This window comes from Polaribacter sp. NJDZ03, from assembly GCF_019263805.1.
Lineage (GTDB): Bacteria > Bacteroidota > Bacteroidia > Flavobacteriales > Flavobacteriaceae > Polaribacter.
Map to the genome: position 1 here is coordinate 2,430,669 of NZ_CP079195.1, position 24,267 is coordinate 2,454,935.

Here is a 24,267-nt window from a genome sequence, read left to right on the forward strand (position 1 = left end):
CTATTACAAGATACTAATTACAAGATGCTGAAACAAGTTCAGCATGACAAATAATAAAATATATGTCAGATTTTAAAGGGAAATTATTCGTCTTTTCTGCCCCCTCAGGTTCAGGTAAAACAACTATTGTACGCCATTTATTAAAACAAGAAAGGTTTAATCTAGAATTTTCTATTTCTGCTACTTCTAGAGAACCTAGAGGAGAAGAAATAGACGGTAAAGACTATTACTTTATCAACTTAAGAGCGTTTAAGGATAAAATTAAAAGTGATGAATTTTTAGAGTGGGAAGAAGTTTACAGAGACAACTTCTACGGAACTTTAAAAAGTGAGGTAGAGCGCATTTGGGCCTTAAAAAAACACGTTATTTTTGATATTGATGTAGTTGGCGGATTGCGTATTAAAAAGAAATATCCAGAAGAAACGTTATCTGTTTTTGTAAAGCCACCAAGTGTAGACGAGTTAAAAATTCGTTTAAAAAAACGTTCTACAGAAAGTGAAGACAAAATAAACATGCGTATTGCAAAAGCTTCTGTAGAATTAGCAACTGCACCACAATTTGATAAAATTATAAAAAATTACATTTTAGAAGATGCTTTGCAAGAAGCAGAAGAGTTAATGAGTAATTTTTTAGAATTGAACTAAAGGCAAAAGGCGAACAGCTAAAAGCATAAAGATGAAAATAGGTTTATATTTTGGTACGTTTAACCCAATGCATATTGGGCATTTAATTATTGCCAATCACATGGTAGAAAATTCTGATTTAGATGAAATCTGGATGGTTGTTACGCCTCACAATCCGTTTAAGAAAAAAAGCTCTTTACTAGATAATCATGAACGTTTTGAAATGATCTATAGAGCAACCGCTAATTACCAGAAAATAAAACCATCAGATATAGAGTTTAATTTACCACAACCTAACTACACAGTTCATACGTTAGCACATGTTTCTGATATGTACCCAAACAAAGAATTCTGTTTAATTATGGGAGAAGACAATCTAAAAAGTTTACATAAATGGAAAAATTATGAAACCATTTTAGAACATCATCATATTTATGTGTACCCTAGAATTGCAGAAGGCGTTATGGATGATCAATTTAAAAATCATCCTAAAATTCATAAAGTAGAGGCTCCTATTGTACAAATATCTTCTACCATGATAAGAAAGGCTAGAAAAGAAAAAAAGAACATACAACCTCTGTTACCTAAAGAAGTTTGGGAATATATAGATGAAATGAACTTCTACAATAAATAATTAAATTACATTTATATCGTTCATAGACACAATACGCTCTATGAGGGTTTCGTTGTATATTTACTAAACATCAAATAAATATTTGTGGCTAAAAAGGATAAAAGAAAGGGAAAACTAAAACAAAAACTAACTGATAAATACAGGTTGGTTGTTTTAAATGAAGACACTTTTGAAGAACGTTTTTCATTAAAATTATCAAGATTAAATGTATTTGTTTTGGGTGGTTTTTTTTCTATACTATTAGTAGCTGGCACCATTTTATTAATTGCTTTTACGCCTTTAAAAGAATACATACCGGGCTACTCATCTACTACTTTAAAAAGAAAAGCTGCCAATTTAACTTTTGAAGCAGATTCTTTAAAAATTAAATTAGCCATTTTAGAAAATTACACAAAAGCATTAAGACCTGTTTTAACAGGAGAAATTCAACCAGAAAGTATAGATTCTGTGCAAGCGGAAGCAAGACATCGTTTTATAGATGAAAGTGAGTTGGCTGCCACAAAAGAAGATTCTTTATTTAGAGAAAAAATAGAGAGTGAAACACTGTTTTCTATTGAACAAAATGCAAAAAGCAATATTAAAATTGTCTTTTTTGCTCCTTTAAATGGTACCGTATCTCAATCTTTTGACGCTACCTCTAAACACTTTGCTGTAGATATTACCGCAAAAACCGGAACCCCCATTAAAGCAACCGCAGATGGTACTGTTATTTTTTCTGGTTGGACTACAGAAACAGGCTACGTTATCATTTTAAAACATGCTAAAGATTATATTTCTGTTTATAAACACAACGGAAATTTATTAAAAGAACAAGGAGACTTTGTAAAATCTGGTGAAGTAATTGCCACTGTAGGTTCTACTGGAGAATTAAGTACAGGACCTCATTTACATTTTGAACTTTGGAACGGTGGTTATACCGTAAACCCAACAAATTTTATAGATTTTAAATAATGAGCATTAAATCATTTTTTGCGATTCCGTTTGCTAAAATTGCAACAAAAAAAGTTTATAAATGGGCCAATAACCCACATAAAACACAAGAAAAAGTTTTTAAAAACTTAATTTCTAAAGGCAGTAAAACAGCTTTTGGAAAAGATCATAATTTTGATACTATTTCTAATTATGATGATTTTAAAAAACAAGTTAAAGTTACAGATTACGAAGGTTTAAGACCTTACGTAGATAGAATTGTAGCAGGAGAATCGGATGTTCTTTGGACAGGAAAACCTCTATACTTCGCAAAAACTTCAGGCACAACTTCTGGCGCAAAATTTATTCCTATTACCAAAGATTCTATGCCCACACATATTAAGGCTGCAAGAAATGCTTTGTTATTTTATATCAAAGAAAAAAACGACGCCAGTTTTGTAGATGGAAAAATGATTTTCTTACAAGGAAGCCCTGTTTTAAGTGATAAAAACGGCGTAAAACTAGGTAGACTAAGCGGTATTGTAGCACATTATGTACCTCAATATTTATTAAAAAACAGATTACCAAGTTGGGAAACTAACTGCATAGAAGATTGGGATACCAAAGTAAATGCTATTGTAGAAGAAACCATTAATGAAGACATGTCTGTTATTAGCGGAATTCCTTCTTGGGTGCAAATGTATTTTGAGAAATTAATTGAAAAAACAGGTAAATCAGTTTCAGAACTGTTTCCTAATTTTAATTTCTTTATTTACGGAGGCGTTAATTTTGAACCTTATAAAAATAAGTTTGAAAGTTTAATTGGTAAAAAAATCGATTATATAGAATTGTATCCAGCATCAGAAGGGTTTATTGCCTATCAAGATTCTCAGACAGAAAAAGGAATGTTGTTACAATTAGATTCTGGTATTTTCTATGAGTTTATTACTGCGGATGAATTTTTTAATGAAAACCCAACAAGAATCTCTTTAAAAGATGTAAAAATGGGCGTTAATTACGCCATCATTTTAAACACAACAGCAGGTCTTTGGGGTTATAATATTGGTGATACGGTAGAGTTTACATCAACAAAACCTTATAGAATAAAAGTTACCGGTAGAATAAAACATTTTATATCCGCCTTTGGCGAACATGTTATTGGTAAAGAAGTAGAAAAAGCTTTAAACGATGCAATAACCGGCACAAACATAAATATTAGTGAGTTTACGGTAGCACCACAAGTAAGTCCAGAAAGCGGATTGCCCTATCATGAATGGTTTATAGAATTTGAAAATGAACCAGAAAATATAGAAGAGTTTGCTACCAAAATAGACATCTCTATGCAGGCTCAAAATATTTATTATATAGATTTAATTGAAGGAAAAGTTTTACGTCCTTTAATAGTTAGAAAAGTAAAAAAAGGTGGTTTTCATGAATATATGAAATCTATTGGTAAATTTGGAGGACAGAACAAGATTCCGCAATTATCTGACAACAGAAAAATTGCAGATGTTTTAAATAATTTTTTAATTAAAGAGTAATAAACACAAACAAAATGGGAGGAAATTTTTTATTTTTAGGATTGGCAGTAGCTTTAGTTATTGTTTACTTTTACAACAAATTTAGAAACAGAAGATAATTAGAATACTTTATCTTTTCGAACAAAGAACGACAAGAAACCTGAGATTAATTAGATTTCTCTATCGTTCCTTATTTTCGAAATAGCAAACTAATAAAAAACACAAATGAGTACAATTAGAATTACAAAACAATTTAGCTTTGAAACTGGCCATGCCTTATATGGTTATGATGGTAAATGTAAAAACGTTCACGGACACTCTTACAAACTTTCTGTAACCGTTTCTGGAAAACCAATTAAAGACAATAACAATGTGAAATTTGGTATGGTGATTGACTTTGGAGATTTAAAAAAGATTGTAAACGAAGAAATTGTAGATATTTTTGACCATGCAACCGTATTTAATAAAAACACACCGCATGTAGATTTGGCTAAAGAACTAATAGACAGAGGCCACCATGTATTATTGGTAGATTACCAACCAACAAGTGAAATGATGGTAATAGATTTTGCCGAAAAAATTAAAAATAGGCTCCCTAAAAACATCAAACTTCATGCTATAAAACTGCAAGAAACAGACTCTAGTTTTGCAGAATGGTATGCTAGTGAAAATTAACATTTTATAGTTAAAAAGTGGTGTTTTTTAATAGTCCATTTTTAAATTATGACTTATATTTGCCCAAAAAATCAAAATATTATGAAATTATTAAAATCATTTTTAATCTTATTTATCGCAATTTCAATTACTAGCTGTAGTAGCAGTGATGACGATAACTCTATTGAATTAACAGCTCAAAGTTTTGTTGGTGTTTATGCACTTACAGATTATGAATCTGATGTAACAGAAAGCGCAACATCTTCTACAGGTAAAGAATCTATTCTTTCTGAAACTGAAAACGAAGGAAGTGTTTATAATACAGTTATAACATTAAACACTGATGGTACTTACACTATAGATGGAACTTTTTTACAAACATCTGAAATTGATGGAGACCAAAACAACGAAATTGAAACAATAATAACCTTAGAAACTTCTGGTACTTATGTTTTAAATATCACTTCAAGAACTATTACATTTACAGAAGCTATAATAGCAGATGCAGATGGATCAGGTTTTATTACTGGTGAATATGTAATTGAAGATTTAAATGAAAATGAATTAGAATTAAAACAAACTAATACTATTGCTGCTGCTGCTGGAACTAATAAAATTGTAACAGTTACAGAAATTTCTTTAACAAGAAACTAAAAAGTAAATCACTTTAATAAAAAAAGGTATCTAGCAATAGATACCTTTTTTGTTTTCCACTATTTTAACACTAAACATATTTTAGAGTTTTAATACAATAATAATTAAAACCATAAGAACCTAAAATAAATTCAGGTTGACAAAAAGCCAGTTTTAAGAATTATTTCCCGTTAAACGTATTCATAGTATTATTTAAACCCGCAGTACCAAAAGAAGCAATTACTTTAGCCGATGTTGGCAAACGCTCTATTAATTCGCTAGTTTCTTCTTTATTCCATTCACCAAGCACATAATCTACTTGCCTACCTCTACCGTAATTACCACCAACACCAAATCTAAAACGAGCATATTGCTGCGTATTTAATTTTTCTTGAATATCTTTTAAACCGTTATGTCCGCCTGCAGATCCTTTTGCTTTTACCCGGATTACACCAAAATCTATATTTACATCATCTGTAACCACTAAAATATTTTCTACAGATATATTTTCTTTATCCATCCAATACTTTACTGCCTTTCCACTTAAATTCATAAATGTACTTGGTTTAAGTAAAACAAATGTTCTTCCTTTAAAACGGAAAGTAGCTACATCTCCAAGCTTTTCAGTTTCAAAAGTTGCGTTGTGTTCTTCCGCAACCTCATCTACAATTTTAAACCCAATATTATGACGTGTATTTGTATACTGTTCACCAATATTACCTAATCCTATAATTAAAAATTTCTTCATCAACTTTTCTTTAGCTTCAACTTTAATACCAAATATTTCAGAAAAAAAGTTTGTAAAATTCATTCTTCAAAAATAAGAAGAATTAAATAAATTTAGATTGCCTAATTATAATTATAAGGTTTAAAATTAAATTTATGGCAAAAAAAAAGCGTTACAAATTTGTAACGCTTTTTATAATTTATGTTGCAAAAATTATTCTGCTGCAGCTTCTGTTGCTTCTGCTTCTTCTTCTTCATCATCTTCAGAAACAGTTGCGTTACGAGAAGTTCTTACTTGAACAACAACCGTATTGTCTGGGTGCATAAATGTATACCCATCTGTTGCTAATGATGTTACTGTTAATTTATTTCCAATTTTTAATTTAGAAATATCTGCAGTTACAAAATCTGGTAAGTTAGCAGGTAATGCTTTTACTCTTAATTTACGGTTTGTAAAACGTAAAGAACCACCATTTAATACCCCTGGAGAAGTACCAGTTAATTGTACAGGAATCTTCATTGTAATTTCTTTATCATCAAATAATTGATAAAAATCTACGTGAATAATTTTGTCTGTTACCGGGTGAAACTGAATGTCTTGTAAAACTGCTGGTATTTTAACTCCATCAACATCTAAACTTGCTGTATACACATTTGGAGTGAATACCAACTTTTTAAACGCTTTTTCTTCTGCTGAAAAATGTATTGGGTTTTCTCCTCCGTATATAACGCAAGGAACCATACCAGCATTACGTAAGGCTTTAGTTGCTACTTTACCTACGCTTTCTCTTTTTGATCCTTTAATTGAAATTGATTTCATTACTTTTTTGTATTATTTATTTACATTAAAAATTGTCCACTAATTGAAGTATTGTCTTGCACTTTGTGCATAACATCCGCAAATAATGGCGCGCAAGATACCACTTTTATTTTAGATGTCTCCTTTTTTAACGGAATAGTGTCTGAAACAATCAATTCTGTTAATCCTGAGTTTTCTATTTTTTCATAAGCCCCACCAGAAAGTATTGGGTGTGTACAAATTGCTCTTACGCTTAAAGCTCCTCTTTCCATCATTAAATTGGCTGCGTGTGCTAATGTACCTCCAGTATCAATCATGTCATCTACTAAAATTACATTCTTTCCTTTAACGTCTCCAATTAACTCCATGTGCCCAATTTGATTGGCCTTAATACGTTGTTTATAACAAATAACAACATCACATTGCAGGTGCTTAGAGTATGCATAGGCTCTTTTAGAACCTCCCATATCTGGAGATGCAATTGTTAAGTTGTCTAAATTTAAGCTATTAATGTAAGGCATAAAAATAGTTGATGCATATAAATGATCTACAGGTTTTTCAAAAAACCCTTGAATTTGGTCTGCATGTAAATCCATCGTCATAATTCTAGTTGCTCCAGCAGATTCTAAAAGTTTTGCAACTAATTTTGCTCCAATAGCAACTCTAGGTTGATCTTTTCTATCTTGTCTAGCCCAACCAAAATATGGCATAACTGCTGTTATGTGTCTTGCTGATGCTCTTTTTGCTGCATCACACATTAACAACATTTCCATTAAATTGTCTGCATTCGGAAATGTAGAACCAATAATAAAAACACGTCTTCCACGAACAGATTCTTCAAATGCTGGCTGAAATTCTCCGTCACTAAAGTAAGTTGTTTTAACTTTTCCTAAGGTTGTATTGTATTCTTTTGCAATTTTTTCTGCCAAAACGGTGCTTTGTCTGCAAGCAAAAAGTTTTGGGGCTAACTGATTTGTAGGCATTTAGTTGTTATTTTTTGTTGTGTTGTTGTATCCTCACAAAAGTAGAATTTATTTATTGACTTTGAAATATATTTATAGACTTTAAAATAAAATAATTTTATACATTTGCAATCTTATTAATACTTGCTCAAGTGGCGGAATTGGTAGACGCGCTGGATTCAAAATCCAGTAACTTCGGTTGTGTGGGTTCGATTCCCACCTTGAGTACTAAAAAAACCTGTTAATCAAACGATTAACAGGTTTTTATTATTTACAATCATATTTTAAAACAGCATACTCAAACCCGAACAGCCGCAAAGACCTGATTACCAACACAACACATACATCGTTATTTTTTCTTTATAAACGAATCTAATTCATAAGCGGTGCTATCTTTAACAGAATCCATTACAAAAGAACTTTGTATGGTTAAAATACCCCCCACTAAAGATAATTTTTCATTAATAAATTCATAAAATTCATCAATATCTCTAGCAGATACCTTCAATAAGAAATCGAAATTTCCAGAAACATGATGACATTCCATAATTTCAGATAACAAAAGCACCTCATCTTTAAAATTATTTATCAATTCTTTTTGATGTTTAGCCAACGTAATTTGACAATATGCAATTACCTTTCTGTCAATTTTAGTTTTATCAAGTAAGGCAACATATAATTTTATTATTTTACTTTGTTCTAATTTTTTAATTCTCTCGTAAGTTGGCGTTACACTTAATCCTATTAAACTCGATATTTCTTTTGTATTTAGCTTCGCATCTCTTTGAAGATGCATCAAGATCTCTTTATCTATTTTATCCATTCTAGATTATTTTTCCAAATTTTCATTATATCAGAAGAAGTACAGTAATAAAAAACTGATATTTTATGTAATATAGATTAATTTTCTTAATTCAATTATATATCAGAATAAAAACACTACATACTATACATTTACAGTGTTAAAAAGCTTAAAAAAAACCTTATAGTATGGAAATTAATACTGTGCAAGACGAACAAATACAAGATCTTCTAAAAAAAGTAAAACAAGCAAGAGATACTTTTCTCGGTTACCCTGTTTCTAAAGATTTTGACTTTTCTGAATTAAATGAATTCTTAAAATACCCTATAAATAATTTAGGCGACCCATTTGAAGATAGTACCTATAAAGTGCATACACACGAAATGGAAAAAGAAGTAATTAACTTTTTTGCGTCCTTTTTTAGAGCCAACCCAAAAGATTATTGGGGTTATGTAACTAATGGAGGCTCAGAAAGCAATCTGTATGGCTTATATATTGCAAGAGAATTATACCCAAAAGCAATGGTGTATTATTCAGAATCTACACATTATAGTGTAAAGAAAAATATTCATCTATTAAATATTTCTAGTATTACCATTAGATCACAAGAAAATGGTGAAATAGATTATCAAGATCTAGAAAGCACGCTTCAACTTAATCGTCATATACCTGCTATTATTCTTACAACATTTGGCACAACGATGATGGAGGCCAAAGATGATGTATCTAAGGTAAAAGGTATTTTAAAAAAATTAGCCATTCAAGATCATTATATACATTGCGATGCTGCTTTGTCTGGTTGTTATGGTCCATTTATAGAACCTCGCATTCCTTTTGATTTTCAAGACGGAGCAGACAGTATATCTATAAGTGGTCATAAATTTATTGGATCTCCTTTTCCATCAGGTGTAATTATAACCAAACGGACTTTAAAGGATCGTATTTCTAAAGGGATTTCTTATATCGGTTCTTATGATACTACTATTACAGGCTCTAGAAATGGCCATAGTCCGCTTTTTTTATGGTATGCTATAAAAAAACTAGGCATAGAAGGACTAGAAAAGCGTTACCAGCATTGCGAAGAAACAGCCAGTTATTGCGTAGACAGATTAACATCATTAGGTATAAAGGCATGGAGAAATGAAAAAGCAATTACAGTTGTATTCCCTAAAGTATCCCAAGCTATTAAAGAAAAGTGGCAGTTAGCAACAGAAGATGTTAGTCATTTAATTTGTATGCCCAATGTTACCAAAAAACAGATTGACGAATTTATTGAAGACCTTATGATAGAGAATGCGTTAGAAGAAAATAAAATATTAAATAATATACTCTGTTAATAATAAGGTTAAAACTAAAAAATATAAAAAAGTAAAATCATATTTAAAAAAATTAGTAGTAGAGAAAGTTCTTTTTATAATTTTTACAAAGGCAATATCTAAACCGGTTTCTCATAATATTCTGAAGTACAATACCCAAGTAAGCAATAATACCGAACGTTTGTAAGAAAATAATAATTTAGATATTTAGATTTCTGATTTTCATCAACCAAAGAAAAATCTTTTTCTAACAAAGTAAAAACAGCTTCCTCTTTTTGCTTCGATATTGAAAAGTATTTCTCTACTATTTTTTGAATATTACTTGTATTCACTTTTAATATTTCTTGATTAAATAAACGCTGATAGTTTTTTTCAAATTCTAAATATCCAGCTATAAAAAGCTGCTTATTTTCTTTAGAAACTGTATGATATAGCATTTTATCGATAAACGAAGTATAGTGAATATTAACATTAGAAATTGGTAAAACAACAGCCACCAAATGATTCATCACTAAAGATTGTTCTTTTGATAAAAACAGATAATTAACATCAACTTTATCTGAAGTACAAGATGCAAAAATACTAAGTATAGATGGCGTAATTACAAAACCACCAATAGCCAAAGACATGCTTTTTAACGCTTTTCTTCTATCCATAATTAAGCATTTTGTTTTTTAAATAGTTGTATTGCATGGTGTGCCGCTCTTGCTGTTAACGCCATATAGGTTAAAGACGGGTTTTGGTTGCCAGTAGAAGTCATGCAAGAACCATCTGTTACATAAACGTTTGGCACATTATGAACTTGATTATTCTTATTTAAAACGGACGTTTTTGGATCATTCCCCATTCTTGCTGTACCCATTTCATGAATGGCGTGTCCTGGCACAAAAGCATCTTCAAACCCTTTTACATTAGCAAAACCAGCTTTTGTAAGCATTTCTATCGCTTCCTTTTTCATATCTACTCTCATTAATTTTTCGTTCTCTTTAAACTCGCAATCAAATGTAATTGTAGGCAAACCCCATTCGTCTTTTTTGTGATAATCTAAAACCATTTTATTTTCGTGATACGGCAAACATTCTCCAAAACCAATAATTCCAATTCGCCAAGGTCCTTGCTTTTTTAGATTTTCTTTTAAATCTAAACCAAAACTTAATTCTTTAATATGGTGTCTCCAATCTCTTCTGCTTGCTGCTCCTTGAAAAGAATAACCTCTTAGATATTCTTTTTTTGATGCTTTATCTCCTAAATTTTGAAAACGGACTATATGAAAACTGGTGGGTCTAGTGTTTTTATAACCAACATCTTTAAACCCATTATAAATTGCGGTGGCTCCCACTCTAAAATGATGGTCCATTAAATTATGACCTAACTCGCCAGAATCGTTTCCTAACCCGTTAGGAAAACGTGCCGATTTAGATTGCATTAAAATACTGGTCGATGCAATTGTAGAAGCACAACAAAAAATAATTTCTGCATAAAAAACGTGTACTTCTTTGGTTAGTGCATCTATAACTTTAACTCCGGTTGCTTTCTTTTTATCTGCATCATAGATAATTTCATAGACAATGGCATTGGGTCTTAACGTCATATTACCAGTTTTATTAGCTGCTGGTAATGTTGATGCATTACTACTAAAATAACCTCCTAACGGACAACCTCGCATACACCTATTTCTATGTGCACAAGTATGCCTGTTTTCATAAACAGTATCTCCAGTAATATTAGCAAACCTACCCATGGTTAAAAACCGATTCTTATAATTTTTACCAATCTGGTTTTTAAATTCTTGCTCTACACAATTTAACGGAAAAGCGGGTGTAAAATGGCTATCTGGCAATTGCGGCAAGTTTAAAGCTTCTCCACTTACGCCAATAAATTTTTCTACATAGGTATACCAAGGGGCAATATCTTTATATCTAATAGGCCAATCTACAGCTATATTTTCCTTTTTGTTTGCTGTAAAATCTAAATCACTTAACCGCAACGCTTGTCTGCCCCAAGTTAAAGAACGACCGCCAACATGGTAGCCTCTAATCCAGTCGAATCTTTTGGTTTCGTTATAAGGATGTTTTAAATCATTTACAAACCAATGTTTGTAGGCTTGCTTAGTTACAAAGCCTGTTCTAGCCTGCTTGCCTTGTTTTTTTAAATCTTCGTTAGAAGTCTGATCTCTAAAATCTAATTCCCAAGCTTCTTTATTGGCTGTTTTGTAATCTGTAATATGCGTTATATCTCTACCTCTTTCTAATACCAAAGTTTTTAAGCCTGCCTCACAAAGTTCTTTTGCGGCCCATCCACCAGAAATTCCGGTTCCTATTACAATGGCATCAAAAGTATTTTTGTTGTTCTTCATATTTTTTTATCTGTTGAATATGCTTTCTTAATCTCAACTTACAGGAAATTAATTTACCAAAAACGTGTGTTTTCTAAAGTTGATTAAAATTAAAAGCCAAATATAAGAAGTGATAGAGGGTAAAATTCCGTCAGAAAAGTAGCCTAATTCGTTTTTTAGTTGATATTACATTTTTTTTCTTTAGAATTGCTACCCAAGCAATAAAGGCAATAATCTTCTCCAATTTAGAAAATGAAAACTATGTTTAAAAAAATTCCCATTATGAGTTCTAAAAAATTAAATTATTTAAATTTTAAAGGCACTTTTTTTATTGCGATGTTATTATTAACCAATTCTTTTTGGTCTCAAAAACTAAACCCTATTACCGATTATAAGAGCTACATAGAAAATGAAAAAGTTATTTCTGAAAACAAATTAGATACACATAGTTCGTTTACCTCTTTTACTTCAGAAAAAAAGGCGTTGTCAAATACAGAAACATATACACAGAGTTTAGATGGTGATTGGAATTTTAAATGGGTAAAAAATCCTAAAGACAGATCGGTAACTTTTATGAATCCTGATGAAGATGTTACAGATTGGGAAACGATAAAAGTACCTTCTAACTGGGAAGTAGAAGGTTTTGGAGTGCCTATTTATGTAAATCATCAATATGAATTTGCAGATTATAAAGCTCCCATAGCAGAAGATATGGAACTTATAAATGGAGTATACCCGAAAAACCCAGGTAATGTACCAGATAATTACAATCCGGTTGGTTCTTACAGAAGAACATTTAATGTGGCATCTAGCTGGGGCAATAAAGAAATGTTCTTACAGATAGGTGCAATGAAATCTGGTGGATTTGTCTGGATAAATGGCAAATATATTGGGTATTCTCAAGGGAGTAAATTACCAGCAGAATTTAATATTACCGAAGCAATAAAACCAGGAAAAAATACCATTGCAATACAAATTTTTAGATGGACGGATGGTTCATATTTAGAATGTCAGGATTTCTGGAGAATTAGCGGAATTGAACGTAGTGTTTATATTTATGCACAACCTAAAACACGTATTCAAGATATTGAAGTGAAATCGGTTTTAGATAATGCTTACCAAACGGGTGTCTTTGAAGCAACGGTATCTTTAGAAAATCACACTTCAAAAAAACAAAAAGTTAGTATTCATTATAAAGTTTTAAATGATAAAAATAAAGTAGTTCTTTCTAATGAACTAAAAACAGATGTTTTAAACAGTAAAAAAGGTGTTGTTAATTTTAATGGATTAATTAATAATGTAAAACAATGGAGTGCAGAACACCCAAACCTGTATACATTACTTGTTGAATTAAAAGATAAAAAAGGTAAAACGTTGGAAGTAATTCCACAAAAAATAGGTTTTAGATCTGTAGAAATTAAAAATGGATTGCTTTTGGTAAACGGGCAACGAATTACATTGAAAGGGGTAAATACACAAGAACATAACCCAGAAACGGGACATGTAGTGCCAGAATCTCAAATTTTAAGAGACATTCAACTTTGGAAAGAAAATAACATTAACGCAGTTCGTTTAAGCCATTATCCGCAACAAAGAAGATTTTATGAGTTGTGTGATGAATACGGAATTTATGTTGTTGATGAAGCAAATATTGAGTCTCATGGTATGTATTATGGAGAGCATTCTTTGGCTAAAAAAGCAACTTGGGAAAATGCCCATGTAGACAGAATGGTTAGAATGGTACAGCGTGATAAAAACCATGCATCGGTTATTATTTGGTCTATGGGAAATGAAGCTGGTAACGGTATTAATTTCTATGCTGGTTATAAAGCTATAAAAGCACAAGATGCTACAAAAAGACCTGTACAATATGAGCGACCATATAAAGAAGAAGATGGTAACATTTTAGATATGGATTGGAATACAGATATTATTGTTCCTCAATATCCGTCTCCAGCAACCTTTGAGTACATCGGAAAACATAAAACAGACAGACCTTTTATACCCAGTGAATATGCCCATGCAATGGGAAATAGTACTGGTAATTTTCAGGATTATTGGGATATTATTGAACAATATGATAATTTACAAGGAGGTTTTATCTGGGATTGGGTAGATCAATCTATTTGGAAAACAAATAGTAAAGGTGAAAAATATTATGCCTTTGGTGGTGATTATGGCGAAAATATGCCAACAGATAATTCTTTTTTAAACAACGGAATTGTGTTTCCAGACAGAACACCTCAACCTGCTTTATATGAAGTTAAAAAAGCGCATGAGTTTATCAACTTTAAAAATAGTGGCTATACCAAAAAAGATCAATTAAGAATTTTTATAGAAAACTTATACGATTTTACAAATTTAAACGCATTTGATTTTATTGCAAAAATTAAAGCTGATGGAAAAGTTTTAAAAACAATAAAAATTAATTATATAGATGTAGTACCACATATTGGTAAATTGGTAAGAGTAGATTTAAGCGATGTAAAATACACAGAAAACACAGAATATTTTCTTGAGATAAGTGCCTTAACAAAAGATACATGGGGAATTTTACCAAAAGGATTTGAAGTTGCACACGAGCAATTTAACCTAACCAAAAAGTATCAAAAAAGTGTTTCTGAAATTAAAAATTCAACAACATTAAACATCTATAAACAAGCAAACGGAATTAAGGTTTCTAATAATAATATAGACGTTTATTTTAGTAAAGATAAAGGAAGAATAACAACTTATAAATACAAAGGAAAAGAGTTGTTAAAAGAAGGAAAAGGGCCAAAACCTAATTTCTGGAGAGCCGTTACAGATAATGATTTTGGAAGCCAAATGCATATTAAAAATATAGAATGGAAAAAAGCTTCCTTATTTTCTAAAGTAGTAAAATTAGAGGTGTCTACCTTAGACAACGGTAGTGTGTTTTTAAATGTAGTTTATAAATTACCAGGCGTAGAAACTACATTTGTTTCTAAGTATACAATTTACGGAGACGGTGTTGTAAAAATAGATAATACCCTAAATACTACAGAATATGGAGCAGATTTACCAAGAATTGGTATGAGCATGCAACTTTTAAAAGAATATGAAAATATGACTTTTTTAGGTAGAGGGCCTTGGGAAAATTACCAAGACAGAAATAATGCAGCATTTGTAGCTATTTACCACTCTAAGGTAAAAAATCAATACGTACCTTATATTAGACCTCAAGAGAACGGCTACAAAACAGATGTCCGTTGGGTTGCCTTAGCAAACACGAATAATACGGGTTTATTAGTTGTTGCAAATAACATTAAAAAAGGATTAGGTATTAGTGCTTTACACATGCCAAATGAAGATTTTGATACTACTGCAGGATTATCTTATGGAGGAAACACTAAAATTAATAAAGAGTATCAAATAGATGGAATTCCAAAAATAAATGCTTCTAAACATACCATAGATATTAAAGAACAAGATTTAGTACAATTAAATATAGATTTAGCACAACGTGGTGTTGCTGGAGATGATAGTTGGTACTCTAAACCACAAGAAAAATATTTAATTAAGGGCGATAAAAAACATAACTATAGTTTTTATTTAATTCCTTTTAAAAATAGTGATGAAGATGCTTTGATAGAAAAAAGCAAAATGTATATAGAAGAGTGATTTTATTATAAGAATAAAACTTCAAAGGCTTTAAAACCTTTGAAGTTTCATAAAATTATGTTTAAATATTATTCGAAGTCTAATATATCTATGTTGTATTCTTTTAAATACGCTTCCATATCTTTAGATGCATTTGCCTTATTTTTAAACACCTTTGGGGTTAATTTAAATTGAGCTTTAAAACTTTTTGAAAAATACTTAGGGTTGTTAAAACCAACCATATAAGCAACTTCAGAAATATTGTAGCCACATTTAACCAACAAGACCACAGCTTTATTTAAACGCGCCTGCCTAATGTAATCTATAAGACTTAAACCGGTTAACGAAGAACATTTTCTATACAAGCTAGAATGACTCATATTTAATTTATCTGCTAATTCATCTACCTTAAAATTAGGATCATTTAAGCGTTCATTTACTATTTCATTAAAACTTTCTAAAAAGAGTTCATCTTGCGATTTTTCTATTTTTATTTTAGGACTATTAATTAGTTCTTTTCTATATTTAGAAATAATAGAGTCTTTTGAAGCAATAATATTATTAATTTTTAACAACAACTCATTTGAGTTAAAAGGCTTATTTATATACTCTATTGCACCCGTTTTTAAACCCGTAATTTTTGCTTGGGTAGAGTTTTTTGCTGTTAATAAAATTACAGGAATGTGTTTTGTTAAATTATCTTTAGACAGCACTTCGCACATTTCTATACCATCCATTTCTGGCATCATTACATCACTAATTATTAAATCTGGTAAGTTATTTTTGGCTAAATAACAGCCTTCTCTACCATTTTCTGCCAGTATAACATTGTATTCTTCTAATAATAAATCTTGTAGAAAATTTTGCAACTCAAAATTATCTTCAACAACTAAAATTGTCTTTTTGGTTTTATTAATAGTACTTTTTACAACAGGTTCTTTTACCAAATTTGTTTCTATAGCAATAGGTTTATGAACTTCTTTTTTACTTGACGTAATTTTTTCATCATCTGAATAAGAATCTTCAGAAACAGGTATCTTAAATGTAAAAGTGGTGCCTTCGTCTTTAGAACTATCTACTTTAATTCTTCCTTTATGTAAAGTCACCAATTCTTTGGTAAGTGCTAAACCTATTCCGGTACCTTTTGCTTCATTTTTATTACTAGATCTATAAAATAATTTAAAAATATCTTCTAGCTCATCTTTTGGAATTCCAATACCAGAATCTGATATAGAGATTTTTAATACTTCCTTTTTATTTATTGGTTTTACCGTTAATAAAATATTCCCTTCTTTAGGGGTGTATTTAAAAGAGTTTCCTAAAATGTTATATAAAATATGCTCCATCTTATCTTTATCGTACCAAGTATCTCCTATATTATTAGGGCAATTTATTGTAAAATCGATGTTTTTAATTCTTGCTAATTCTTTAAAGGATAAAGAAACCTGATCTATGTTTTCTTTTAAATTATTTTGAGTAACCGAAAGTTTTAACCTGTTTAAATCTTTATTTCTAACCAAAGTTAAATCTCTGGCAATTCTAGATAACCTACTCGCATTATTTGCAATAATCTTTAGGCGTTCTTTAAGTAGAAGATCTCCATTTTGTGCTGCCCTTTCTAACATATTATCTATTGGCCCAAGAATTAAAGTTATTGGCGTTTGAATTTCATGAGACATTTTGGTAAAGAAATTCATTTTTGCTTTATTAAACTCCTTTTCTTGTCGTCTGCTAATTTTATTTATCAATAATTTTCGTCTTATTAAAACCCATTTAGACACTATAAATATGATTACAAATAAAATTAATAAATAAAAGAGATAAGCATAAGAGTTTTGCCAAAATGGTGGTGATATAGTAATTGTAATTTGCTTATGTAACTCTTGTAATGGCTGGTTAATTTCATTGGCCTTAATTTCAAAAATGTAGTTACCAGAAGGTATATTTGTATAGGTTGCAGAAACTTCTGAGTAGGTAGATTTCCATTCTTTATCAAAATCTTTTAACCGATAAGAATAGTTATAATTTGGGTTAATAATATTACCAATAGCTGCAAATTGAATGGTAAAAGAAGATTGATTGTATTTTAAATCTAAATGATCAACATTAAAAATTTCCGAAGTTATTTGTTCGGGAATAATTTGTTTTGCAGGTTTGTTTAAAATATCAATACTAGTAATAAATAAATGTGGCTCTATAGTTTTTTTGACTGATGATCTTTCTAATTTTTTAGGATTAAAAAAATTAATTCCTTTTGCTCCTCCAAAATAAATTTGTCCCTCTTTATCTTTAAAACCACTTCTTAATATATAAGGTTCTTCTTGAAAGCCTTCGGATGAATAATAAGATGTTACCTCTTTTTTCTCTGTATTAAAATGATGAACACCCTGAAAAGAACTCAACCATAAATTGGTTGAATCATCTGCTTCTATCGCCGAAAAAGTATGTGTTTTATTTGGAAACAAATTCTTAAACTCATAAAAAGTAGCTGTTTTTGAATTGAATAATTTAAGCTCAAAGTTCTGGTTGATAAACCAAATTTCTCCCTCTTTACCTAAACTCATATCTATAATTCTAGGCAGCGTATTCTCATCTTTATCAACATAATGCGTAAATGTAGATTGTACTAAATCTTTACTATTTTCATTAAACTTATAAAGACCTCCATTTTGTTGACCCAACCAAATATTATTATCGTGATCTTCTATAATACTTTCTACAACAACCCCATTTAAAGCATCTTGCTTATTATTAAAACTTGCTAATAATTTTTCATTTTTAGAATATATATTTAAAGATACAGTAGAACCTGCCCAAATACGCCCCTTAGAGTCTTTAAATACAATTCTAACATCTTTTCCCTTTTGGTTAAGCTTGTTTATTACAGGTATTTTTGAAAATAAGGCTGTTTTAGCATCAAATTTCCAAAGTCCATTTCTATAAGTTCCTAACCAAAGGTTTGCATTTTCATCTTCTGTAATAGATTGAATATAAAAATTGTTATCAATATTATTAAAATATTCTTTTGCCTTTTTATTTGCTTCAAGTCTAGTTAATCCATTACCATCTGTACCAATCCATAAGGTTTCTTTTTTACTCTTATAAATACTTAAAACTCTAATAGGAGTGCTAGAAATAGAACCTTTATGGTAATTAACGTTTTTATTTTCTTTTGGAATTACATTTGCGTGACCATGATTGGTTACCAACCAAATATTTTGTTGCAAATCTTCGCTAATATTCATTATAGTATTACTACTAATAGAAAAATGATTAGGAAACTTATTCTTATAAACTACAATTTTACCTGTTTTGCTATTAATTTTATACAAACCACCACCGTCTGTACCACACCAAATAAAACCATTTGAATCATAAAAAATACTAATAAAGAATTCCTTTGCAATTCCTTTTGTTTTTCCATTTAAAAAACTGTCTTGTATAAATATTTTTCGCTTTACATCGTACACAAATAAACCATGCGCCTCCGTACCCATCCAAAGTTTACCTTTGTAATCTGCCTCTAAAATAATTTTCCCTGGATATCCGGTATAATCTCCAATAATTTCTTCTAAACGTTTCGTTTTTAGAGAATAGTTAAAAACTTTTCCATTATAAGTACTTATAAAAAACTCTGTTTCTCCATCAAAATCTATATTTGAAATTCGTTTTTCAGATTTATTGGTATTTAGAATTGTACAAATATATACTGCTTGGTTCTTATAAATAGTGTATATTTTTCCTGAAGTTGTGGCTATTAAAAGTCCTTTTTTTATTGGTTTTATAATTTCTATAGATTCCTCTATTAAATAATCTAAAGTAGTAAAAATACCTTTTCTAGAGTTGTATTTAGCTAAAAGACCATTGCTAGTTTTTATCCAAATATTATTATAGTAATCCGTACAAATTTGATGTATTCTATCGTTTTTTTCTATTTCTGAAAAAATTTCTTTTTTATCAATAAAATTATAAGAATAGCCATTGTATCTTAAGATTCCAGAACCACTAGACATCCAAATATTACCTATAGAGTCGTGTGCAATTTCACCGATATCAATTTTTTTATTTTTATAAAAAGGACTTATGTGTTTTATATTCAAATTACTTTGCCCATTTACACGAACAACAGCGCCAATTATTAACAAAACTAGAAGGAAAAAAAATCGCTTCTTATAACTCATATTTTTTTTATTATGGGGGATAATATTCCATAAAGATATTCTTTATTTTATAAAAGTCTTTTCTTAGATTAAGATTATATAGGTATTAAGATTATTCATAAAAGTATACTTATCAGTCAAAAATTGAATTTTGACTGTAAATAACGCCTTATTTGGCTGAAAAAATATAGTTAAGATACTCTTAAAAAAACCATATTTGTACAGTATAACTTTAACATTGTGTAAACATGGAATCAAATTCAAGAAGATCTTTTATAAAAAAAGCAGCAATAGCAACAGCAGGATTATCAATATTACCAGGTGTATCATTTGGTGCAGATTTTAATTTAAAAAAAGATAAATTAAAAATTGCTTTTATAGGTGTAGGCTTAAGAGGAACAAATCACTTAAACAATGCACTACAAAGAAAAGATATTGAAATTGTGGCTATTTGTGATTTAGACCAAAAGAGAATAGACATGTCTTTAGAGTTAATTAAAAAAGCAGGTAAAAAAGCTCCAGAAGTATTTGGTAAAGATGATTACGACTATAAAAACCTTCTAGCTTTAAAAGAAATTGATGCTGTAATTATAGCTACACCTTGGTTATGGCATACAAAAATGGCAGTAGATTCTATGAAGGCTGGTAAATATACAGGCTTAGAAGTATCTGCAGCAAATACATTAGAAGAATGTTGGGACCTGGTAAACACACATGAGGAAACAGGATCTCATTTAATGATTTTAGAAAATGTTAACTATAGAAGAGATGTACTTGCCGTTTTAAATATGGTAAAACAAAATGTTTTTGGTGAATTATTACATTTTACATGTGGCTATCAACACGATTTAAGAGGGGTAAAATTAAACGATGGAAAATCTGCTTATGGAAAAGGTGTAGAATTTGGTGAGAAAGGTATTTCTGAATCTGCTTGGAGAACACAACATTCTTTATTAAGAAATGCAGATGTGTATCCTACACATGGTTTAGGTCCTGTAGCAGTTATGGCAGATATAAATAGAGGTAATAGAATGGTCTCTTTAACATCTCACGCTACCAAAGCTATTGGATTAAATAAATATATTGTTGATAATGGCGGAAAAGACCACCCGAATGCAAAATTAAAGTGGAAACAAGGTGATATTATTACCTCTACTATAGAAACTTCTAATGGAGAAACCATTATAGTAACACACAACGTAAATACACCACATCCATATTCATTAGGCTTTAAAGTACAGGGGGTACAAGGCTTAACAGATTTTGATTACCACACACAAAGAATCCATGTAGAAGGAACAACCAAAGGACATGGTTGGGAAGGTATGGATGCTTGGTTTGAAAAATACGATCACCCATTATGGAAAAAATATGGAGATTCTGCAACCGAAGCTGGCCATGGAGGAATTGACTTTTTTGTATTAAATGCCTTTGTAGAATCTGCTAAAGAAAATATTGCACCACCAATGGATGCTTATGATGCCGCAGCTTGGAGTGCAATTACTCCATTATCTGAATTATCTATAGAAAACAATGGTGAACCTCAAGATTTCCCAGACTTTACAAGAGGAACTTGGATAAAAAGAAAACCTTATAACTGGATTAAAGAAAACTATTAATCAAAAATCAACTAAAACCAATCTTATATGAAAAAAAGTACCTTATTTTTTATAACAATGCTATTCTTTTCGGCGGTACTATTTGCCCAAGAAAAGTCTGTTGTTGTTACCGTGGTAGATAGTGACCAAGTGCCAATACCAGGTGTAAGTGTTGTTCTTAAAGGAACAACCAAAGGAGGGTCTACAGATTTTGATGGTGTTGTAACCATTAAATTAAGTTCTGGAGATATTATTGTCGTTTCTTCTCTTGGGTATACAACCAAAGAAGTAACAGTTGCAAATGAACAAAATTTAAAAATTTCTATAAGTGAGAGTTTAAGTCAATTAGACGAAGTGGTAATTGTTGCTTATGGTACTCAAAAAAGAGAGACTGTAACTTCTTCTGTTGTGCAAATAGACGCAGAAAAATTAGCCGATGTAACCACTCCAGAAGTAGCATCTATGTTACAAGGTAAAGTTACTGGAGTACAAGTTTTACCTGGTGGTGGATCACCTGGAGCTTCTCCAAGTATTTTAATTAGAGGTAGATCTTCAATCAACTCTACAAATTCACCATTGTGGGTAGTAGACGGTGTTATTATTGGTAATAGTGATCCTAAATTAAACCCTAATGATGTTGCTAGTATTTCTGTTTTAAAGGATGCATCTGCAACTGCTTTATACGGTAACAGAGGTGCAAATGGTGTAATTATAGTTACTTCTAAAAGAGGTAAAATAGGCGCTAAACCACAAGTTAAGGTTTCTTTAAAAAGTGGTGTAAATGTATTTAATCCTGGAAACTTTAGATTAATGAATTCTCAAGAACTATATGATCTTCATACAGAAATAGGGAATCCGAATCCTTGGTTTACAGAAGATTTATTAAATAGAGATTACGATTGGGTAGATGGAGCAACACAAGATGCTTTTGTAAAAGATGCTTCTATAACTTTTACATCTGCTACAGAAACTCATAATTTATTTATGTCTATGGGGTATTATAATGAACAAGGTACCGTTATAGGAAATGAGCTTGACAGATATACTTTCCGTACAAATTTAGATTATAAAATAACCGATAAATTAACGATTAAACCTAAAATCAATTTTGTTTTTGATGGTAGAGATGATACAAGAGAAGCTAATTTATACGAAGCTTATACAAATATGCCTTGGGACAATCCTTTTGCAGAAGATGGCTCTGTAATAAATGCAAATACTTCTCAAGGAGATGATTGGTTGGGTAGAGATAAAAGAAACTTTTTCTATGACCGTCAATGGAATTATTCAGACTCACAATCTTTTGACTTGTTTGCAAGTTTCGATTTTGAATACAAACTAGCTCCAAACTTAACTTTTATATCTACTAATAACTTTAGATATGGAACGTATGAATCTTTTAGCTATACAGATCCAAGATCTAACGGAGGTAAATCTACCAACGGTTCTATAAGCGATTATACCTATAGAAACTTAACAAGATTTACAAATCAAATGTTAAAATATTCTAACACTTTTAATGATGATCATACTATAAACCTTTTAGCAGGTTATGAGTATAATGATGGTAGTTCTAAAAACATTACTACTGGGTCTGAAAATGTGGTTGTAAACGGAGAAGTACAAAGTGTTGGTTTAAAAGCTTCTGTTGCCAATGGTGACGCAAGTGAATTTGCTCAGCAATCTTTCCTATTCTCTGGAGATTATGATTACAAAGGTTTATATTTTGCTAAAGGATCTGTAAGAGTAGATGGTGCATCTGCATTTGCAAAAGACTACCGTTATGGTACGTTTTATTCTATAGCTGCAGGTTGGAATATTCACAAAGAAGATTTTTTTAATATCGATGATATAAATATCTTAAAACTAAGAGCCAGTCATGGTGCAGTTGGTAATCAACCAGGTGGTTTTGGGTATTTAAGTACGTATGATGTTAAATTTCAATATGCTGGTATTATTGCAGCAAAACCGCTTAGGTTAGGTACCGAAAATTTAACTTGGGAAAAAGCCATTGAAACAAATATTGGTTTAGAGTCTAGATTTTTTAATAAAGTAGATTTAGCAGTAGATTTTTATAACAAAGAAAATTCTGGATTACTTTACTACAGAGCATTATCAGACCAAACAGGTTTTAGTGGTAGGTTTGAAAATATTGGATCTATTACTAACAAAGGTGTTGAATTTTCTTTAGGTGCAGACATCGTAAATAAAGATGATTTTGGAATTAATGTTGGCTTTAATGCTAGTTTTAATCAAAATAACATAAAAAAGCTTGCAGATGGTACAGATATCATTAGCGGATCTACCATTCTTAGAGAAGGTGAAGAATTAGGTACTTTCTACATGAGAAAATGGTTAGGTGTAAACCCAGGTAATGGAGCTCCTGTTTATGAAAAAATCGAAGAAGATGGTACTGTAAGTACTACAGCAGATTATAATGATGCTACTGTACAAATTGTAGGAAGTTCTAACCCAGACTTTACAGGTGGTTTTAATACCAATATTAGATATAAAAATTTCACTTTAAGTTCTAACTGGAGTTTTGCTTACGGAGCAGAATTATACAATTCTTCTCGTAATTTATTTGATTCAGACGGGTATTATTTACAATTTAATCAAATGGTATTGCCAGAAGGTTCTAGTAGATGGGAAAATCCAGGAGATATTGTTACGCATCCAAAACCTAGAATTGGTGGTTATCCAGGAAGTAACCAAACTTCTTCTCGTTATTTAGAAGACGGAAGTTATTTAAGATTAAATAATGTTAGAGTTTCTTTTGACATACCAGAAAATGTACTAAGTAAAATTGGTGTAACTGGAGCAAACATCTATTTAACAGGAGATAACCTAGCTACTTTTACGAAGTTTACAGGTGTAGATCCTACTATTGGAGGAGCTGGTGGTTTTACAGATTTAGGCTACCCTATTCCAAAGCGTTATGCATTAGGACTTAATATTACGTTTTAATTAAATAA

17 protein-coding genes and 1 tRNA gene are annotated in these 24,267 nt (G+C 30.6%); 11 read left to right on the plus strand and 7 right to left on the minus strand.

Annotated elements, in window-relative coordinates; genetic code table 11:
- Positions 1 to 62: 62 nt before the first annotated feature.
- From gmk to KV700_RS10290, 6 genes are all read left to right on the plus strand, one after another.
- On the plus strand, positions 63 to 644 hold the full coding sequence (gmk, locus tag KV700_RS10265; RefSeq protein WP_166385908.1) for a guanylate kinase: 582 nt from the start codon (positions 63 to 65) through the stop codon (positions 642 to 644).
- Between the two features lie 31 nt (positions 645 to 675).
- Positions 676 to 1,257 carry a nicotinate (nicotinamide) nucleotide adenylyltransferase gene (gene nadD, locus KV700_RS10270; RefSeq protein WP_166385910.1) on the plus strand — a complete coding sequence of 194 codons (582 nt, stop codon included), beginning with the start codon at positions 676 to 678 and terminating at the stop codon, positions 1,255 to 1,257.
- A gap of 84 nt (positions 1,258 to 1,341) precedes the next feature.
- Positions 1,342 to 2,208 (plus strand): M23 family metallopeptidase, encoded by an 867-nt coding sequence (locus KV700_RS10275; protein WP_218597832.1) that lies wholly within the window; start codon positions 1,342 to 1,344, stop codon positions 2,206 to 2,208.
- Positions 2,208 to 3,707, plus strand: a complete 1,500-nt coding sequence (locus KV700_RS10280) for a GH3 auxin-responsive promoter family protein (RefSeq protein WP_218597833.1) — start codon at positions 2,208 to 2,210, stop codon at positions 3,705 to 3,707. Before KV700_RS10275 ends, KV700_RS10280 begins: the two co-directional genes overlap by 1 nt.
- A gap of 204 nt (positions 3,708 to 3,911) precedes the next feature.
- On the plus strand, positions 3,912 to 4,361 hold the full coding sequence (locus tag KV700_RS10285) for a 6-carboxytetrahydropterin synthase (protein WP_166385915.1): 450 nt from the start codon (positions 3,912 to 3,914) through the stop codon (positions 4,359 to 4,361).
- 81 nt (positions 4,362 to 4,442) lie between these two features.
- Positions 4,443 to 4,994, plus strand: coding sequence for a hypothetical protein (locus tag KV700_RS10290; RefSeq protein ID WP_218597834.1), 552 nt, complete (start codon positions 4,443 to 4,445; stop codon positions 4,992 to 4,994).
- A gap of 160 nt (positions 4,995 to 5,154) precedes the next feature.
- Here the strand turns inward: KV700_RS10290 and pth are convergent, their stop codons facing one another.
- The 3 genes from pth to KV700_RS10305 all read right to left on the minus strand — a co-directional run bounded on the left by pth (position 5,155) and on the right by KV700_RS10305 (position 7,481).
- Positions 5,155 to 5,721, minus strand: coding sequence for an aminoacyl-tRNA hydrolase (pth, locus tag KV700_RS10295; protein ID WP_205860426.1), 567 nt, complete (start codon positions 5,719 to 5,721; stop codon positions 5,155 to 5,157).
- A 192-nt stretch (positions 5,722 to 5,913) separates the two neighbouring features.
- Positions 5,914 to 6,519 (minus strand): 50S ribosomal protein L25/general stress protein Ctc, encoded by a 606-nt coding sequence (locus KV700_RS10300; protein ID WP_218597835.1) that lies wholly within the window; start codon positions 6,517 to 6,519, stop codon positions 5,914 to 5,916.
- Between the two features lie 20 nt (positions 6,520 to 6,539).
- Positions 6,540 to 7,481, minus strand: coding sequence for a ribose-phosphate pyrophosphokinase (locus KV700_RS10305; RefSeq protein WP_166385923.1), 942 nt, complete (start codon positions 7,479 to 7,481; stop codon positions 6,540 to 6,542).
- A 125-nt stretch (positions 7,482 to 7,606) separates the two neighbouring features.
- Between KV700_RS10305 and KV700_RS10310 the strand changes: the two genes are divergently transcribed.
- Positions 7,607 to 7,688: transfer RNA gene (locus KV700_RS10310), tRNA-Leu, on the plus strand.
- Positions 7,689 to 7,809: 121 nt separating this feature from the next.
- Here KV700_RS10310 and KV700_RS10315 read toward each other — a convergent pair.
- Entirely contained in the window at positions 7,810 to 8,283 is a 474-nt protein-coding gene (locus KV700_RS10315) for an Lrp/AsnC family transcriptional regulator (protein WP_166385925.1), read from the minus strand.
- Positions 8,284 to 8,450: 167 nt separating this feature from the next.
- On the opposite strand from KV700_RS10315, the gene KV700_RS10320 reads away from it, so the two are divergent.
- A complete protein-coding gene (locus tag KV700_RS10320) occupies positions 8,451 to 9,599 on the plus strand; it encodes a histidine decarboxylase (protein WP_218597836.1) in 1,149 nt (382 codons plus the stop codon).
- A gap of 98 nt (positions 9,600 to 9,697) precedes the next feature.
- Here KV700_RS10320 and KV700_RS10325 read toward each other — a convergent pair whose 3' ends face one another.
- Together KV700_RS10325 and KV700_RS10330 are read right to left on the minus strand one after the other, a co-directional pair.
- Complete coding sequence (locus KV700_RS10325; RefSeq protein ID WP_166385941.1) at positions 9,698 to 10,234, minus strand: gluconate 2-dehydrogenase subunit 3 family protein; 537 nt, start codon at positions 10,232 to 10,234, stop codon at positions 9,698 to 9,700.
- 2 nt (positions 10,235 to 10,236) lie between these two features.
- Positions 10,237 to 11,934, minus strand: coding sequence for a GMC oxidoreductase (locus KV700_RS10330; RefSeq protein WP_218597837.1), 1,698 nt, complete (start codon positions 11,932 to 11,934; stop codon positions 10,237 to 10,239).
- Positions 11,935 to 12,195: 261 nt separating this feature from the next.
- Between KV700_RS10330 and KV700_RS10335 the strand changes: the two genes are divergently transcribed.
- A complete protein-coding gene (locus KV700_RS10335) occupies positions 12,196 to 15,555 on the plus strand; it encodes a glycoside hydrolase family 2 TIM barrel-domain containing protein (RefSeq protein ID WP_218597838.1) in 3,360 nt (1,119 codons plus the stop codon).
- A gap of 68 nt (positions 15,556 to 15,623) precedes the next feature.
- On the opposite strand, the gene KV700_RS10340 is transcribed toward KV700_RS10335, so the two are convergent.
- Entirely contained in the window at positions 15,624 to 19,715 is a 4,092-nt protein-coding gene (locus KV700_RS10340; RefSeq protein ID WP_166385947.1) for an ATP-binding protein, read from the minus strand.
- Between the two features lie 227 nt (positions 19,716 to 19,942).
- Between KV700_RS10340 and KV700_RS10345 the strand changes: the two genes are divergently transcribed.
- Together KV700_RS10345 and KV700_RS10350 are read left to right on the plus strand one after the other, a co-directional pair.
- A complete protein-coding gene (locus KV700_RS10345; RefSeq protein WP_166385949.1) occupies positions 19,943 to 21,313 on the plus strand; it encodes a Gfo/Idh/MocA family protein in 1,371 nt (456 codons plus the stop codon).
- A 27-nt stretch (positions 21,314 to 21,340) separates the two neighbouring features.
- The gene (locus KV700_RS10350) at positions 21,341 to 24,259 is read left to right on the plus strand and encodes a SusC/RagA family TonB-linked outer membrane protein (protein ID WP_218597839.1); all 2,919 of its coding nucleotides are present in this window, start codon (positions 21,341 to 21,343) and stop codon (positions 24,257 to 24,259) included.
- The last annotated feature ends 8 nt before the right edge of the window (positions 24,260 to 24,267 follow it).